20 protein-coding genes are annotated in these 15877 nt (G+C 42.9%); 5 read left to right on the forward strand and 15 right to left on the reverse strand.

The window, feature by feature from the left end; all coding sequences use genetic code 11:
• Window positions 1–58 precede the first annotated feature (58 nt).
• Window positions 59–958, forward strand: a complete 900-nt coding sequence (locus ACT3ID_RS00135) for a YihY/virulence factor BrkB family protein (protein ID WP_491539946.1) — start codon at window positions 59–61, stop codon at window positions 956–958.
• Between the two features lie 142 nt (window positions 959–1100).
• Here ACT3ID_RS00135 and ACT3ID_RS00140 read toward each other — a convergent pair whose 3' ends face one another.
• A complete protein-coding gene (locus ACT3ID_RS00140; RefSeq protein ID WP_491539947.1) occupies window positions 1101–1715 on the reverse strand; it encodes a flavin reductase in 615 nt (204 codons plus the stop codon).
• A 696-nt stretch (window positions 1716–2411) separates the two neighbouring features.
• Between ACT3ID_RS00140 and trxA the strand changes: the two genes are divergently transcribed.
• Together trxA and ACT3ID_RS00150 are read left to right on the forward strand one after the other, a co-directional pair.
• On the forward strand, window positions 2412–2744 hold the full coding sequence (trxA, locus tag ACT3ID_RS00145) for a thioredoxin (RefSeq protein ID WP_491540559.1): 333 nt from the start codon (window positions 2412–2414) through the stop codon (window positions 2742–2744).
• Window positions 2741–3190, forward strand: a complete 450-nt coding sequence (locus ACT3ID_RS00150; protein ID WP_491539948.1) for an OsmC family protein — start codon at window positions 2741–2743, stop codon at window positions 3188–3190. The genes trxA and ACT3ID_RS00150 overlap by 4 nt, the downstream gene beginning before the upstream one ends.
• Before the next feature lie 190 nt (window positions 3191–3380).
• Here ACT3ID_RS00150 and ACT3ID_RS00155 read toward each other — a convergent pair whose 3' ends face one another.
• From ACT3ID_RS00155 to ACT3ID_RS00185, 7 genes are all read right to left on the reverse strand, one after another.
• Window positions 3381–4169 carry an undecaprenyl-diphosphate phosphatase gene (locus tag ACT3ID_RS00155; RefSeq protein ID WP_491539949.1) on the reverse strand — a complete coding sequence of 263 codons (789 nt, stop codon included), beginning with the start codon at window positions 4167–4169 and terminating at the stop codon, window positions 3381–3383.
• 54 nt (window positions 4170–4223) lie between these two features.
• A complete protein-coding gene (locus ACT3ID_RS00160; protein WP_491539950.1) occupies window positions 4224–4652 on the reverse strand; it encodes a hypothetical protein in 429 nt (142 codons plus the stop codon).
• A gap of 202 nt (window positions 4653–4854) precedes the next feature.
• The gene (locus ACT3ID_RS00165) at window positions 4855–5331 is read right to left on the reverse strand and encodes a plastocyanin/azurin family copper-binding protein (RefSeq protein WP_491539951.1); all 477 of its coding nucleotides are present in this window, start codon (window positions 5329–5331) and stop codon (window positions 4855–4857) included.
• Window positions 5332–5353: 22 nt separating this feature from the next.
• Window positions 5354–5836, reverse strand: coding sequence for a plastocyanin/azurin family copper-binding protein (locus ACT3ID_RS00170; protein WP_491539952.1), 483 nt, complete (start codon window positions 5834–5836; stop codon window positions 5354–5356).
• A complete protein-coding gene (locus tag ACT3ID_RS00175; protein ID WP_491539953.1) occupies window positions 5836–6444 on the reverse strand; it encodes an SCO family protein in 609 nt (202 codons plus the stop codon). The genes ACT3ID_RS00170 and ACT3ID_RS00175 overlap by 1 nt, the downstream gene beginning before the upstream one ends.
• Complete coding sequence (locus ACT3ID_RS00180) at window positions 6441–7256, reverse strand: formylglycine-generating enzyme family protein (protein WP_491539954.1); 816 nt, start codon at window positions 7254–7256, stop codon at window positions 6441–6443. The genes ACT3ID_RS00175 and ACT3ID_RS00180 overlap by 4 nt, the downstream gene beginning before the upstream one ends.
• Before the next feature lie 41 nt (window positions 7257–7297).
• Complete coding sequence (locus ACT3ID_RS00185) at window positions 7298–8431, reverse strand: multicopper oxidase domain-containing protein (protein WP_491539955.1); 1134 nt, start codon at window positions 8429–8431, stop codon at window positions 7298–7300.
• Between the two features lie 382 nt (window positions 8432–8813).
• Here ACT3ID_RS00185 and ACT3ID_RS00190 point away from each other — a divergent pair, with 382 nt between their 5' ends.
• Window positions 8814–9200 carry a DUF302 domain-containing protein gene (locus ACT3ID_RS00190; RefSeq protein WP_491539956.1) on the forward strand — a complete coding sequence of 129 codons (387 nt, stop codon included), beginning with the start codon at window positions 8814–8816 and terminating at the stop codon, window positions 9198–9200.
• 34 nt (window positions 9201–9234) lie between these two features.
• Here the strand turns inward: ACT3ID_RS00190 and ACT3ID_RS00195 are convergent, their stop codons facing one another.
• From ACT3ID_RS00195 to ACT3ID_RS00205, 3 genes are all read right to left on the reverse strand, one after another.
• Window positions 9235–9870: a helix-turn-helix transcriptional regulator gene (locus ACT3ID_RS00195; RefSeq protein ID WP_491539957.1), complete on the reverse strand. Its 636-nt coding sequence runs from the start codon at window positions 9868–9870 to the stop codon at window positions 9235–9237.
• A gap of 8 nt (window positions 9871–9878) precedes the next feature.
• Complete coding sequence (locus ACT3ID_RS00200) at window positions 9879–10619, reverse strand: hypothetical protein (RefSeq protein WP_491539958.1); 741 nt, start codon at window positions 10617–10619, stop codon at window positions 9879–9881.
• A 172-nt stretch (window positions 10620–10791) separates the two neighbouring features.
• Window positions 10792–11871 carry a 3-oxoacyl-ACP synthase III family protein gene (locus ACT3ID_RS00205; RefSeq protein WP_491539959.1) on the reverse strand — a complete coding sequence of 360 codons (1080 nt, stop codon included), beginning with the start codon at window positions 11869–11871 and terminating at the stop codon, window positions 10792–10794.
• 198 nt (window positions 11872–12069) lie between these two features.
• On the opposite strand from ACT3ID_RS00205, the gene ACT3ID_RS00210 reads away from it, so the two are divergent.
• Entirely contained in the window at window positions 12070–13347 is a 1278-nt protein-coding gene (locus ACT3ID_RS00210) for an acetyl-CoA hydrolase/transferase family protein (protein WP_491539960.1), read from the forward strand.
• 8 nt (window positions 13348–13355) lie between these two features.
• Here the strand turns inward: ACT3ID_RS00210 and ACT3ID_RS00215 are convergent, their stop codons facing one another.
• The 4 genes from ACT3ID_RS00215 to ACT3ID_RS00230 all read right to left on the reverse strand — a co-directional run bounded on the left by ACT3ID_RS00215 (window position 13356) and on the right by ACT3ID_RS00230 (window position 15589).
• A complete protein-coding gene (locus ACT3ID_RS00215) occupies window positions 13356–13802 on the reverse strand; it encodes a hypothetical protein (protein ID WP_491539961.1) in 447 nt (148 codons plus the stop codon).
• A gap of 4 nt (window positions 13803–13806) precedes the next feature.
• Window positions 13807–13995: an acetyltransferase gene (locus ACT3ID_RS00220; RefSeq protein WP_491539962.1), complete on the reverse strand. Its 189-nt coding sequence runs from the start codon at window positions 13993–13995 to the stop codon at window positions 13807–13809.
• A gap of 2 nt (window positions 13996–13997) precedes the next feature.
• On the reverse strand, window positions 13998–14489 hold the full coding sequence (locus ACT3ID_RS00225; protein ID WP_491539963.1) for a group III truncated hemoglobin: 492 nt from the start codon (window positions 14487–14489) through the stop codon (window positions 13998–14000).
• 119 nt (window positions 14490–14608) lie between these two features.
• Window positions 14609–15589 (reverse strand): hypothetical protein, encoded by a 981-nt coding sequence (locus tag ACT3ID_RS00230; RefSeq protein WP_491539964.1) that lies wholly within the window; start codon window positions 15587–15589, stop codon window positions 14609–14611.
• Window positions 15590–15877 lie beyond the last annotated feature (288 nt).

Here is a 15877-nt window from a genome sequence, read left to right on the forward strand (position 1 = left end):
TCCTTGTATATAAAATACGACCAAAAAGTATATAAAATACGACCAAAAAGATTGGCAGATGAGAGAGAAGTTGACGTGGTTATTACGACTATTGAGAGAGAGTTACAATGAGCTGACAAATTATGATCCATTGAAGCTAAGCTCTTCAACAGCCTTTTTTGCAATGTTTTCGTTGATTCCGATTATTATTCTTCCACTGGATCTTCTCGGGACAGTCTTTAGCGAAGCGGTTATGAAAGAGGAAGTATTCAACATGCTGCAAAAGATATTTGGCAAAGAGCCTGCTAATTACCTTGCAAGTATCCTTGAGAATATTCAAAGTATGCAGCAAGGGCCGCTGCTTACAGTAGCTATATTCGTATTTTTAATTTTTGTCGCAACAACTTTATTTCATGTAATTCGCATTTCGTTTAATCAAATTATGCAGGTAAAGCTAAAGCCGAATATAAGCTTTATTGTTAATCTGAAGCAGCGCGTACTGTCATTAATTATTATACTTGTTGGCGGTCTCTTGACTGCTGCTACTTTTTTGGCTGATATAATCTTCAGCTTTGTCGGGGATCAAATTACTATAGTACCGGGTGTGGACGCAGCTATATTAAGAATCATGAATCTGGCTCTGTCCATAATTATCTTTACGGTTTGGCTGGCAATTATTTATAAATATCTGCCTGATGTTGAATTGCCCTGGCGCCCTGTATGGTTCGGAGCATTAATTACAACTCTCCTGTTTTTTATCGGTCAGTATATTTTGGGCAAGGTGCTTGCACTGGGAAATCTGAATAATATCTACGGTGCCTCGGCATCAATGGTATTGGTACTGCTTTTTATTTTCTATTCTTCATTCATCTTCTATTATGGATTCTGCATGCTAAAAACATATATCCAAATAGAAGATTATCATATGAAGCCTACGCAATTTTCGGTACGATATGAGATCAAAGAAATTCAGGAGTAGTATAATCTTTCCAAAGGTATTAGGAGCTAGTTCTTATTTATCTCCTTGCAACTTTGGAAAGGTTGTTCGCGATGCGAGATGAGATAGCTTGACCTTTCAATGAGGAGTTGACATCCCTCATTGGGAAAGGCATGTGCACATGCTATCGTTTAAAATCCTTGGGAAGCGGGAAGGCATTGCTTTCTTCGACCACGCCAAATCGCTCAGGATGCAAATAGGCTAGCAGCGGATGTTTTCGGATTTTTCTTCCGTCGTTGACTTCGTCTTCTTTGCCTCGCAAAAACTCTTCATGAATATAGGCGGCAATAACTTTTCCCACGATGATCTCCCATTCACCGAATTTGCCAATCATACGAGAGAGATTGCATTCCATCTGAAAATAAGAATCCTCCAAAAACTTTCCCTCTACAACTTGTGCTTCCATTGTAGGGATTTGTTCAATAACAGGCTTGCTGTCATTATCTTCGCTGCGTGATGCTGCCAGGCTGGATAACACAAGCTGATCGGGTCGGGGATAACTGACAGTAAACTCACCTTCGCGCTTAATATTTTGATACGTGATTTCACGTGGCATGGCCATAAATCCAAAATATGGACCGGATCCCAGCGGCATACTCATATGTCTGGGTGCCAGATTATAACTCCTATCTTTCTCTTTACTCCCTATGATGATTAGAGAATAAACCGTAAAGCATCGTTTCCACATCTCCGGATCGCCAGTGACATTGACCATCGTTGCCTCTTTTTGATCAGCCATAGTCTATTGTTTTTAGGATTGATAGTGCTTTCTCTCTGCTACTTTTTGGGATGTTATTATTTCAGATAACATAGAGAAATGATTACTAATTCCGATGTTATTAAATTTTTAAAACTGAATCATTGTGATACCAAATAGCTGGAGGAGTTTTTATCTCCGGATGAATCTCTGGGCAAAAAATTTCTAACTTCCAATACTACCAAGGTCGGGAGCAGAGCTACCTCCCAACTAAAAACTTATTTGTCATCTCGATGCCGGCTTTAGCCGGCGGAGAGATCTTTGTTTTATGGAAAGGTAAACAAAGATTTCTCACTCCCGTCCGAAATGACACAAGAGGTGGTGATTATCTCTTTATATACACCTGTCAAGACCAACCTTACTCCTCATTCCCAAGCTCCAGCATGGGAATTAATTTTTTGGAAGCAAAGCTTCATCATAGCCGTTCCGGAGCAAGAGATTCAGAACTAGAGATGGTAGAGTTTGATGCGATTCTGGTTGACCCACTTCTGTACCAAGACTAGGGAGAAGATTAAATGAGCTAATTAATAAAAAGTACTTAACTTTTATATATAAATAAGATATTAAGCTCTTAATTTATTAAATTTGGTTGTGGTCGCCAGTTTTCACAAGTACATACTCAATCTTTGTAAACTAAAAACGTTACAGTTATAGAAAAATAGACAAGTAAAAAAAAGCATCTTTGATATGGCTAAAACAAAATCAAAAACCAAATTCTTACAAATAATCAACAGTGAAACACCAGTGCTGGTTGATTTTTATGCCGACTGGTGCGGCCCCTGTAAGATGATGAATCCCATCCTGAAAGACTTGAAGAGAAAGATGGGAGACCGGATTAATATCATAAAAGTAGATGCAGAGAAAAATGCCGACGCTACTATCAAATACAACGTACGAGGCGTTCCAACACTCATTTTATTTAAAAATGGTAATATTCTCTGGCAGCAGTCGGGTGTAGTTCAGGCCCACCAGCTGGAATCAATCATAAACCAAAAATTGGGTCAGGCATGAATGCAGAAAATCACGAATATACGATAAATTTATCATGGAAAAATGGTCGCATTGGCACGCTTAGCTCTCCCGAGCTGGATGAACAATTTGATGTGGCCACACCGCCGCCGTTTAAAGGTGGTATAGAAGGCGTCTGGTCTCCTGAACACCTGTTTATTTCCTCAGTCAGCAGCTGTTTTATGACAACCTTTGTGGCGATTGCAGAATATTCAAAACTGGATTTTGAGGACTTGAAAGTTATGACTGTTGGCAAGCTGGGTAAAGAGAATGGCAAATTTGTGGTATCAGAGATAGTTCTTAAACCCGAGCTAGTGATTGTTGACGAGAAGTTTAAAGACAAAGCTATAAGAATTATGAATAAGGCTGAAGAGGCATGTTTAATTACCCGTTCTATTAAAACGGAAATTATTTTCGAGCCTAACGTGGTTATTGGTGCTATGAATTGAATCCTAAAAATTAAAACAAGCATTCTCCGGCAGCAGTAAGGCATAGTACAGGATCACCATCTGGAATCAATCATCAATGGGAAGTTAGATCTAGTAGCTGCACAAAGTTATAACCCCCTCCCTGTGAAGTTGTCTGCGTAACTCTGCGGTGAGAAAAACCAACAGTGGAACAGGAGAACAAATAGCTCGGTTAATAGAGAGTGATATTAAATCCGAATGCGAGTACTAGAAAAATTCCGGCCAGAGCAATGCGGTAATATCCGAAGTGACGGAATCCGTAATGATCAACAATTTTCAAGAATACTTTTACCGCGAGCCAGGCAAAAACAAATGAAAAGATGCTTCCCATCCCCAGCAGCGCCATCTGCTCTAGTGAAATGGAGGAAGCTGTTTTAAACAAATCGTAGCCTGTAGCCGCCGCCATTGTGGGAATGGCCAGCAGAAAGGAAAACTCGGTTGCTTGTCGTTCATTATAGCCGATCGCTGCCCCGCCGATAATGGTGGCAGCAGCCCGCGAGGTGCCGGGAATAAGCGCAAAACATTGGGCTATGCCAATCATGAGTGCACTTTTTGTGGAAATATCCTCGATATTCTCGTACTGCGATTCGCGCTGACGCGTCCATTTGTCCAGCAAAATAAGGACGATACCTCCCAGAATAAGCATCACGCTCACCACAACTGTATTGAATAAAACTGCTTTTATCTCATCATAAAAAAGAAGACCAACAACCGCTACGGGGATAAAAGCCCAAAAGAGTTTGAAATACAGTTGTAAACCCGCAAATAATTTATCGCGGTACATCACCACAATAGCCAGTACTGCCGAAAGTTGTATCGAAATCTCAAAGGTTTTGAGAAATTCGGTATTTTCCATCCCCATGAAATGAGAGGCCAGAATCATATGTCCGGTCGAAGAGATTGGCAGAAATTCGGTAAGCCCTTCAATGATGCTTAGAATTATTACTTCAAGAATGCTCATGCAGAAATCCAGAGAGAATTTGGAGGGTAAAAATTGGATTATTAGAGCCGGAGTTTATGGCCACACTGACCATGGTATCCGAACAAGTATCAGGATAAGTCCGAGTCCGTAGTAGATCAGAATTTTTTTATAGCGGTCGGCATCTTCAGTACCGTTTTTAGCTTTAGAATAACCTACAGTAATCAGTACAATGCCGATAATCATCGTCAGCGGGTGTTCCAACATGAGCAAACGTGCCATCGAGTCGCCCATGGCTTCACCGGAGAAGTTGGCAATACCCATTGGTGAAATGAAATAAAGTACAAGTCCAACGAGAAGCTGGATATGTGCTACGACTAAACCGGCCAGTGCACTTTTACGCACTGTTTCAGTAAAGGGTTTATTTTGGAAATAATTGACGAGTACGTAGACAAAAACGACGGCCAGAATAGCCAGCACAAGGTAGGCAAACCACGAGTGCAGGTGTTGAAATCCGGTGTACATGGGATGGAATTTAGTTGATAATTATTACGTGCTCAATAATAAGAAACTGCTGATGAAACAGAAATTCCTAATGCCTTTTATTTTTCAGGAATGGAGATAGTAATCTGAAAAGGAAAATTAGCATCAACAAAAGAGTGGAAATTAAAAAACGGAGAGACAGGTAAGTTACCTGTCCCCCCGGTTAACTTATATAAGCTGAATATTAAGTAGCCTTATTGGTTACAGTGAGTATTCCTTTCATTCCCGCAGAAAAGTGACCGGGGAAAGAGCAGATGAACTCGTAATCTCCGAGTTCATCGGGAACAGTAAAGGTAACTTCGACTGTCTCGCCGCCACCGGCCAGATCGGTCGCAGCGATGATATCATCTTCATATCCCGGAGCGATATAATCGTTGTCACGGGCACGTGCTGATTCATTGGCAAACTTGGCGACATCCACATCTTTATCCAATATTACCACATTGTGTGCCATTGCCTGTTTGGGCAGGCTACTTTTGGTTGTGAATTTGATAGTGATTTTTTCACCGGGAGCCGCTTCAATGGAAGTTACATCAAACTTCATATTGTCGGTTCCGATAATTTCTATCGTTCTGGCTTCGTCATTTTCTACCATGGCAGTTGTAAAAATGCCGGTAAAAAGAAGCGCAACCATAACTGTAATTTTTGTTAGTGATTTCATAACTAATCCTCGGGTTTGTTATTTATTGGTTATATGTGTAGGTGTTTCTGTTTATTTCGTTAAATTTTTTGCGTACAGCATCGGGAATACGACTACTGGGATAATTGGGGATTCTATCTACGGATCCCGAAATTATGCGTCCTGCATGACCCAGTCGCTCGTGGGGCAGGCAGAAATAGTCATAGACGCCGGTTTCTGTTATCCGGAGTGTCCATGTATCTCCGGCTTTCAGCAGTCCCGAATCGAATGGCTCTGCTGCATCGGGTATCCGAAGTGGCCGCCGGTTATGGGGATGATAAGCGGTCACGGTATGTAATCCCTCCGTTACCACAAATCGAAGCACATCACCCGGCTCTATTTTTACCAGTGACGGCTCGAATCGGGCATCGGTGTTCGTGCCTTTGATCTCCACCGTAACAGTATCTGTGTCAAGACTGTAAGTTTTGGTGGTAAAATTGCCGCTCCAGAAACTGGCAGTGAATAATATGATTGCTAAAAGCTTCATTACAGATTTTCGTTATTTATAATAGTTCTTATCTTGGCAGCGGCTTCGTCTATCGGCTGATTTAACCCTTCTACCCGCTTGGCTATTTTTCCATTCTTGTCCAGCACGGTAATCAAATTTGAATGAGCAAAATGCCCGTCGCTTTTTTGTGAGTACTGAAAGCCCAGCATCATCGCAAGACTACGAACACTGACATCATCAGAAGTCATAAAGTGCCATCCGGAGATGTTCAGCTGCTCCTGTTCGGCATATTCTTTTAGTACTTCAGGTGTATCATTATCGGTATCAAATGATACTGCCAGCACATTCACCGCCTCGCGCTGCGACTTATCCAAAGCACTGTACAGTCGCCACGCATCTTGAATCAAAATGGGACAAACTTCCGAGCAGTTGCCGTAGAACATCACGATTATTACAGGTTCACCTTCAAAGTTTTTGAGTGTGATCGTGTTGCCGCGGTGATTAGTCCACTCGGCATCCAGGTGATACAGCGAGTGCTCGGTTTTTACTTCTTCTGCACTAATTTCATCAACGGTATTATGCTGGTGTTGAGCACTCAGCGAAGTAGTGAATATTGCTACAAATAAAATGGTAGTAAGAGTTTTCATCGTGTTTCTTCTTCATTTTTATTAGCATCCGCTTCAACATCATAGGCACAGCGGAATCCCATCGTAGCTGTAGCACTTTGCGGGCTGTGACTCATCCGCGTGATATAGCGGATAGAGGCAGCATAGCTATAGGCATTCCCCAACTGTTGCATGCGACCAACAGTCCCGCAGTCAAGAGAAAAATCATCGGCTGATACGGGCTTGTAATCTTCTACCCATTCCATAATCAGCCCAAATTGATCTTTAACACCATATTTCGTTTCTATTCCAGTAGATCCTACAGTCGCTATATATTTAGAATTTACACTTGAATACCAGTTAACTAAACGGTTAGCAAATTTCTTTGCTTCAGAAGGTGAACTAAAATCCATCAGTTGAGCAGAATACTCCCATTCGTTGAGCGTGGGTAAACGTCCGCCAGCCCACTGGCAATAATCATTTGCGGCGAACCATGAAACGCGGGTGACAGGACTTTCTCTTTTGACTACCTCATAGTCGGGAGTGTGTTGATTCCAGTTTTTCAAGTATCCATTATTAGCAAAAACAGCAGGTGTTTTATCTCGTTGCCATTCTTCGTTTTCCTTCAAAAATTCTGCAAATTGTTCATTGGTTACTGCTGTGGCATCCAGGTAAAAAGAATCTACTTTTATTGGTTTTCCTTTCACTTCAGGCATAACTGAGTGAAAAGATCCCGACGGAACCAGCACCTGCTCCGATTGTGCACCGACCTCCTCGGTCAGGAGCAATGCCATCACTGCCGCCAGTATGGTCAGCGTGATTTTAGCAGGTGCTATGTTCGTCAGGGTTTTCATCGTCTATATATTCAAAATTTTATGTTTGGTTATTTGCTGAGTTACTTATCTCGTGGCCCTGCTTTCAGAGTACCGGTAGCACCTTTTTCTGCATCTGCAAATTCGTGGTCGATCAGGATGTATTTTCCTTCTTCAGGTACGATGAAGTCAATAGTGGCCGAACTGGATGCGCCCAACAGCACCGTTTGCATGCCGCGCATCTCGTTAAAGGGATGTCCTTCTAACCACACTCGGTCGAAAATCGCCCCGATTATGTGAAAGCTTGATGTCCCGCTCGGTCCGTTATTTGAAAAATGCAGTCGTACACGGTCTCCGGCACTGGCTTCCAGCGGCTGATCGTGCAGGATTGTTTGGTGTCCGTTAAATACTACGTGCGAAGGATTAACATTTTGTGCCGCTTCATAGTCATACTCGTACAAGCCATTGGCACCTTTCGTTAAATAGTACTCAGATTGTACAACCGCGAATTCCTTGTCAACTTCATAATCAGTGCCATATCCATCTTTCGGAGATACCACCACCATACCATGCTGTCCCATAGCCGTGTGCATCAATACACTTGGTGTACCACAGTGGTAGATGTAGGATCCAGGATAGTTGGCAACCCAGTCGAATCTGATGGTTTCACCGGGAGAAATAGTTCTCCACTTGTCATCCTTGGCTACAGTGCCCGCGTGGAAGTCCATAGAGTGTGGCATAGGCATACTTGCCGGTTCAGCCTTCATAAAATTGTTTTCAGCCACTTGCTGCATAAAGGGGGATCCTTCTTTTGTTGGATTGGTGATTGTAACCTCTTCATCAGAACGATTTTTCATGGTGAAGGTGATACGGTCGCCCTCTTTCACATGAAGTACCGGACCGGGAACCGTACCGCCAAATGTCCAGGCGCGATATTTAACTCCATCAGCTACTTCAATTTCCTGGGCAATAATATCGATTCGCACATCATGATGTTTGTTTCCTTCATAATCAAGAGGTTTGACGTTCGGTAACATCGTCAGGTATTCGCCTACTACCGGCGGCCCATCGTAATCTTCAGTGAAGACTTCAGCTTCAGGCATACCAAACGCCATACCATCAAGTTCGAATTCAGCTGTCTGGGCATTTGAGAGGTTTAAAAGCCCCGTCAACAAAAGACCAATAATAAGAGAAAGAGTTAGTGTTAGGCGTTCCATGGTAGTCGGGTTTTATTGTTATTAATATTTAAGACAATTTTATCTTTTATTGTTTACACCTATACACATGCAATCTCCGTACCAAGGTTTCTTTTATCTAAAATTTTATTTGAAAAGCCTATTAGGAGTGCTTAAAACCAGTATTTTATTTTCTGCCCCGACCTGATTTTGCACAATTGCATTAGCGCAAATGGCTATATTTGCAAACTTGCAATTGTGCACGGGTTGTGAAGAATCGCTATGAGTACAGAGGTTATGGGAGAGTTCGTGCTTCTATGAACTTACAGCACAGCAGTAGAGTTTAACTAGTGAACGCTGCTTTCAGCAAAAAGTGAAGCAAAAATGAAAACGAGAAAATATACAATTAAAAAAATCAAGAGCTATGAACTATCATTTTAGCAAGAAGGTGGATTTCTCCTTTGAGGAGGCGATTGATAAAGTTATCACAGAACTTAAAGAGCAAGATTTTGGTGTGCTTACCGAGATAGATATCAAAAGTACACTCAAAGAAAAGCTGGATGTGGATTTCAGAAGATATCAGATTTTGGGCGCTTGTCATCCTCAGCTTGCGTATGAGGCGCTTTCAGCCGAAGAACATATTGGCTTAATGTTGCCCTGCAATGTAGTTGTCCAGGAGCATGAGAACGGCGAAGTGGAGATATCGGCTGTTGATCCTGTTGCTTCTATGCAGGCTATTGAGAATAAGGAGCTGGAGGGAGTGGCCGGTGATGTGCGATATTTATTAAAAAAAGTGATCGACGAAGTTTAGAAATGCCCTTTTAATACCTTTAAATGATTCTCTGTTAATTTTCCGTAACCGGAATATCGTATGTACATGAGTGATCACCTTCGGCTATATAGGTACGGCGTTCGGCTTCTTCATTAAACAGTTGTTTATAAAACTCGGCTTCCAGCTTGCAGGGCAGACGAGTTTCTTTAACTACCTCGCTAAAAGGACAATTGCACTCTTTAATCGTCAGAGATTCGTTTTCTTCGTCCAGCTCAAATTCCGGCATGAATCCTTCTTCCTCAAGCATGTCCAGCAGCTTTTCAACTCGTTGTTCCAAATCATCTATTGGGGCTCGATCCATGCGTCGCCTGGCTTCTTGCAGCCGTTTTTCCCAGAAATCATCAAAAAAATCTCGTATTGTTTCCTCAGCCCCTTGCGATTTTAAATAGTTAAGGAGCTCTCTTATCAGCGCCGATTCCGAGGACGGGTATAGACTTTGTCCTTTTTGTGTCATTGTATATCGCAGACTGGGACGCCCGGGACCTGATCGAAGGTAATCACGATCGATATACCCGTCTCTTTCAAGCTGGATCAGGTGCTCACGCAAGGTTGTTTTGGCAAGTCCGGTTAGTTCAACTGCCTTATCGATCGAAATAGTGCCATTTCGTTTGATGAGATCCAGGAGTTCTTTTTTTGAGCCGGTAAACATTACTGATGTTAGTTTATTTGCTTTAGTTGTGAACGCAACTTGGGCAGAAAATACTCTTTTTCTAACCAGAATTGATGGTGCAAACTCTCAAACAGGGTTTTTATATTCTGACTTAATATGCGCAGGATAGTATATTTGCTGGTCAGCTTTGCCAAACCGCTTTTCTTTTCTCTGATGAAATCCATAGTCTGCTCCAGTTGGTTTTGATCTGTCTCAATGATTTCCAGGGCTCTTTCAATTTTATGAACTGTTCCATGTAATATTTTAGTACTTTTGCGATTGTGCAATCGAGTTACGAGCGGATAAAACGTTTGTTCCTTGAACCAGTAGTGCATGCGCAGTTTTTCTTCAAACTGAATAAATTCCCAGCTCATATCCTTTAACCATTCGTATTGAATACCGTGAATTTTCTGCACGCGTATAAAGTCTTCAGTTACTTCTGAAAGCAGGTTCTTATTGGATGCATGGTGTTCTTCTTCAATATAGTTGCACCACTGCGTCAGATTGCGTTCGATATTAGATTCATCGTGCCTGTTTAGAACATTAGTGCGGTGTTTTTTTATCCACTGCAGAACTTCAGTTTCGCTCCACTGTTGTTGCTGACAAACTGATCGGAGTGTATCATGTTTATGCTGTGTAATATCCAATCCGATTGAAGCCAGCATTTCTGCAGCATCTTTATCTACTGCTGTGATCTGAGAAAGGGTAGCTTCAGGGGTTATATGTTTGAGTGAAAGATCCTCATTCATAGTATGGCAGTTTAGATCATTTAGGAGTAATCTCTATTTAAGAAGGTAACTGTAGAACAGCTTTAAATCAATAAAAAAGGTTTTAACCGTTTTTATATTCTGTGAGTTTACCGTCTTGACCGTGGCGGACTATACAGAAATGTCTCAATCCTTAATGCAGATCCGTCTGTTATCAGGGCATTTTATATACTACCGAATTGATATTCATTCCAGCTCCTACAGAAGCCAGAACGATATTGTCGCCCGATGAGATATTATGTCCGTCCATTTCATCCCGCAAAATCAGATCAAGAAGTGTAGGGACAGTAGCGACAGAGGTGTTACCCAGCCTGGAGATTGTCATCGGCATCAAATCCTCTGAAACGTCGTCCTTGTCATACAATTTACCCAGCCGTTGTAAAATAGCACTATCCATTTTGGCATTAGCCTGATGAATCAGCACTTTGTGAACATCATCAAAACTGAGGTGAGCCTTGTCCAGGCTGGCCTTTACCACTCCCGGCACGTTCGTCAGCGCGTATTGATAAAGCTTTCGTCCGTCCATTTTCAGGTAGAGCGTATCGTCGCATTCGGAGTTAAAAGAAGGCGCCATTCGCAAATAGAAAGCCTGCTCTTCGGCGTCAGTGCGGGCAGAATGGCTAAGTACGCCAACGGATTCCATAACATTTCTTGATTCCATTACCGTAGCTCCGGCTCCATCTGCATAAATCATACTGTCGCGGTCGTGGGGATCACTGATTCTGGAAAGTGTTTCGGTCCCCACAATAAGACAGGCCGATGCATCCCCGCTACGCAGAAAATAGCTGCATTGAATGATTCCCTGCAGCCAGCCCGGGCATCCAAACGGAAGATCATAGGCAATGCAGCCGGGATTTGAGATATTTAGTTTATTCTTGACCCGGGAAGCAAGACTGGGCACCATATCCACCCGATAGTTATCGGGACGTATGTCACCGAAATTATGTGCCACTATGATATAATCCAGATCATCGGCTTCGATCCCGGCCGATTCAAGCGCTTCTTTACTGGCTTCGGCGCCCATATCAGAAGCAAGCATATCGTCAGTAGCATAACGACGCTCTTTAATACCAGTAATCTCCTCAAATTTCTGAATAATTTCTTCATTTGTTTTGTCAAAGGGATCACCGTTTGCATCCAGAAAAGTGCGATCCAGGAAATCCGAATTTGGGACTTTCTGGGTTGGGATGTATGAGCCTGTGCCGGTTATTATAGAGCGGTGAGAATTTTTCATATCAGATCCTAAAGATATTTAGTCCATTGAAAGAGATCGTCTCTATGTACTTTTAATTTATGCTATGGGTATGGTGTTTATTATTTTATTCAACTGCAAAGATAACTGCAATTTGAATAAGTAGTGCAGAAGAATTTGCAAGAACTAAGATAAATTTAATAATTATTTATCAGCAGATATTTTTATATAACAGAGGAAATGTCTTATAAGTCTAAATACACGAGCGCCGAAGAAGCCGTAAAGCTCATAAATTCAGGAGACCGCGTTTTTATCCATAGCGTGGCAGCAGCCCCACAGCCGTTGATTAATGCAATGACTGAACGGTCACATGAGCTCGAAGATGTCAAAGTTGTTCATCTACATACCGAGGGAGATGCTCCGTATGCCAAACCGGAATACAGCGATACCTTTCACACGAATGCACTGTTTGTCGGAGCCAATGTGCGCAAGGCAGTTAATGAAGGAAGTGCCGATTATTTGCCCATTTTCCTAAGCGAGGTACCAGGACTTTTTCGCCAGAATATTCTTCCCATTGATATGGCATTGGTGCAGGTATCGCCGCCCGACAAGCACGGGTACTGCTCGCTGGGTGTTTCGGTGGATGCTACTCGCGCCGCCCTTCAGGAAGCAAAAAGAGCGATCGCGTTAGTGAACCCCCAAATGCCCCGAACCCACGGCGACGGCATTTTTCATGCCAGCCGTTTTAACGCACTTGTCAGAACCGATGAACCGCTGCACGAGCTTATCATTCCGGAACCTACGGAAGTGGAAAAGAAGATCGGCAACAATTGTGCACAACTTGTTGAGAACGGGGCCACACTCCAGATGGGGATCGGGGCTATTCCCAATGCCGTGTTAGATGCGCTTGGTAATCACAAAGATTTAGGAATCCACACCGAAATGTTTTCAGACGGTGTAATCGATCTGGTGGAAAAGGGGGTCGTCAACAACAAGAAAAAAGCCAAGCATCCGGAGAAAATAGTAGCCAGTTTTGTGATGGGAAGCCGCGAATTGTATGACTTTGTTGATGATAATCCGATGATTGCAATGCTGGATGTTGCCTATGTAAATGATACGGCGGTTATCCGGGAGAATCCCAAAGTGACGGCCATCAATAGTGCCATTGAGGTTGATTTAACAGGACAGGTTTGCGCCGATACAATCGGTACCTATCAATATTCCGGAGTGGGCGGACAGATGGATTTTATACGAGGAGCTTCACTCAGCAAAGGTGGCAAACCTATTATTGCGCTGCCGTCAACAACCCGGAAGGGAGAGAGCAAGATTGTTCCACATCTTAAGCTGGGTGCTGATGTAGTAACCACTCGTGCTCACGTGCACTATGTAGTGACTGAGTATGGTGTAGCCAACCTGTATGGCAAAAATCTTCGGGAGCGAAGTCGGGCACTTATTAATATTGCCCATCCCGATCACCGCGAGGATTTAAGAAAAGCTGCTAAAGAGCGGTTTTTATAAGCAGAGCGTTATTTTCTTGCTTCAGCAATATCAGACCGAAAAGCAGTGTGGCAGTCTACACACCCCTGTTGGGTGATTCGATAATGTTCTAATACCTTTTCCATATTTTCCTCTATGGCTGCCATTCGCATCGAATCGGCATGGTGGTGGACAATCCTGTCAAATTCGACAAACTGTGGCATCTGTTCGCCCAATGTCTGTTTTACCAGCTTCTTGTCTTCGGGGGTCATAACGGGATGATCGGAGATTCGCCCGGCACCTTCTTCAATCATATCAAAGTTTTCGGTGTAGATACCGCGATCTACCTGCTGGATGTCGGTCAGCAGCTGCTGCATCATCGGAACTAGCGGCAGGGTTTCTGGTTGATGGGGTTCTTCTTGTTGATACGATGCCCAACCCACTATAGCCAATGAGAAAATTGATAATATTAACCCTATTCCTAAAAATCGTTTCATAAATTTAGTCCTTTTGAATTATTTCTTCTATGTCCAGCTTTTCAATGGCACTAATCGCCGCCTCTATAGCACCTTCGGTACAGAGTCCGCTCATTGAAGCATCCTGAAATCCTTCTCGGGCGGCTTCGATACATGCCTGTCTTACGGATTCTGCCAGCTGTTTTTCTTCTGGTTTTGTGTTCTTGTCGGTCATAACTATTCCTCTTCCTGATTATCAAACTTTCCGTTTATTGCCATCCGCGAGCTGAATGAATTGGCAATATTTAGTGCCATCTCTTTAGCATATTCAGCACGATTACCTTCAAAATGCTTATCAATGGTTTCGTTAAACAGCCCTACCCACCGCCCGAAATCATCCTGTTTAATCGGCAGCGGCAAATGCTGGCGAAATGGACGTCCGTTATATCGCTCGGTCCGGAAAAGCATTTTTGACCAGAAATCCACCATCTTTGGTAAATGCTCATCCCAATCCACTTGCGCAACATCGCTAAAGATATATCCCAGCCGCTCATCCTTTTCCACTTTTGCATAAAAAGCATGAACGAGTGTTTTTATATCTTCTTCCGTTTGGATATCCTGCATTTTATTTATAGTTCCTTTTGGAGTGATTGATTCATCTTTATCCAGTGAATACCTATTGTAATTATGGTCAATAAAGCACCAATCGCCAATCCGTAAAAAATCCACGACCCGGAAAAAGCCTGCGGCCAAAAACCTGTTGGCATCAGCAGTGTAACCAGCGTGATTAAAATGGTAACGCCAATACCGTGGAAGTATGCTCTTGAAACTCCTGCCCGTACTTGCAGCTAGCCAATTGCCAGCAACGTCAATCCGCCAAGGAGCAAAATATGTAGGTAGAGCACGCGCAGTCCCGGATCGGACAGCCAGAACGAGCTTGGGATTACTGAAGCTGACAGCTGCATTACTCCTTTCAAAGCCAGCAAGGTCACAGGCCAGATCCATACCGGGTGTTTCCATTTACCGGATTTGATGACTGCCCATATCACAAAAAGTAATCCGATGGCCGCCAGTCCACCGCCAAACCTGGCCGTACCTAAAAGCAGTGGTGTGAGCAGGGATTCTGAAATCCCGTACGGAAATGTCAGGGGTGCGCCAAATGCAATCGCTCCCAAAGCAAGTTGCGGGGAAACCAGCCAATTCTGATTATTGAGATCTATCTCAGAAACTAAAGTAGCAGCGATGGCCAACACAACCCATCCCTCGGTAAAAGCCGCCAGGAAAAAGTGAGTCATACTTTTCATCATGAGATGGGAGTCGGGAGCTATTTCCTGAATAACGGCCACGCCCCAGGCACCCAGCGAGCAGACCACCAGCAGAATAAGGGCTCCGTCGAACCACGGCAGACTTTTTTCGCTGTTAAGCACAGTTCGGTTTTTCCGGTATCCGATGATAAATCCATACCAGCTGATCATCACCAGTCCTGAAAATATAACTGACAGCGGGAGTGAAGCCGAGCCTATAGCGACAGGCCGATATCCAAATACCAAAAAGAAAGGATAAGCCAATAATCCAAAGAATAGTGTGGCAATAATACCGCTTTTCATCCAGCGATACCCGCTTTCAAGCTCTTTTCCGGAGCTCATAATTTTTTGCATGATAATATAAAACGGCAGGGGTACAGCCCATCCGAAAAACATCAGGTGTGAGTGTGCATGTCGAACATTATCCAGGGATAGATTTCCCGGCATCCATCCAAGCATCCCAAGGCGGTATAAAAAACCTGTTAAAGCTGCTAATACAAAACATGCCAGTGATGCCTGCCACAAGAAATGATTATTGTTTATGGAGGTTTTTCCGGAATGAATCACTGATTCGTAAACAACTTTATCTGATTGTAGTTGAAGATGCTACAGCAATTCCCCGAAGTTTAAAAATAGACTGCGGCATCTCATAATTAAAGACATATTTGTCTTAAATTATGACTAATATCATTATTTTCAAAAGATATTCACCTTTTTAATTGGGAAACAGACTGCAGAATGGGAGGATATTTTATTTAGACAATAAGATGATAGCAGATCGAAACCGTTTTTACCTAAAGAGAGCTTTGAAAA

This window comes from Fodinibius sp. GM108, from assembly GCF_058386985.1.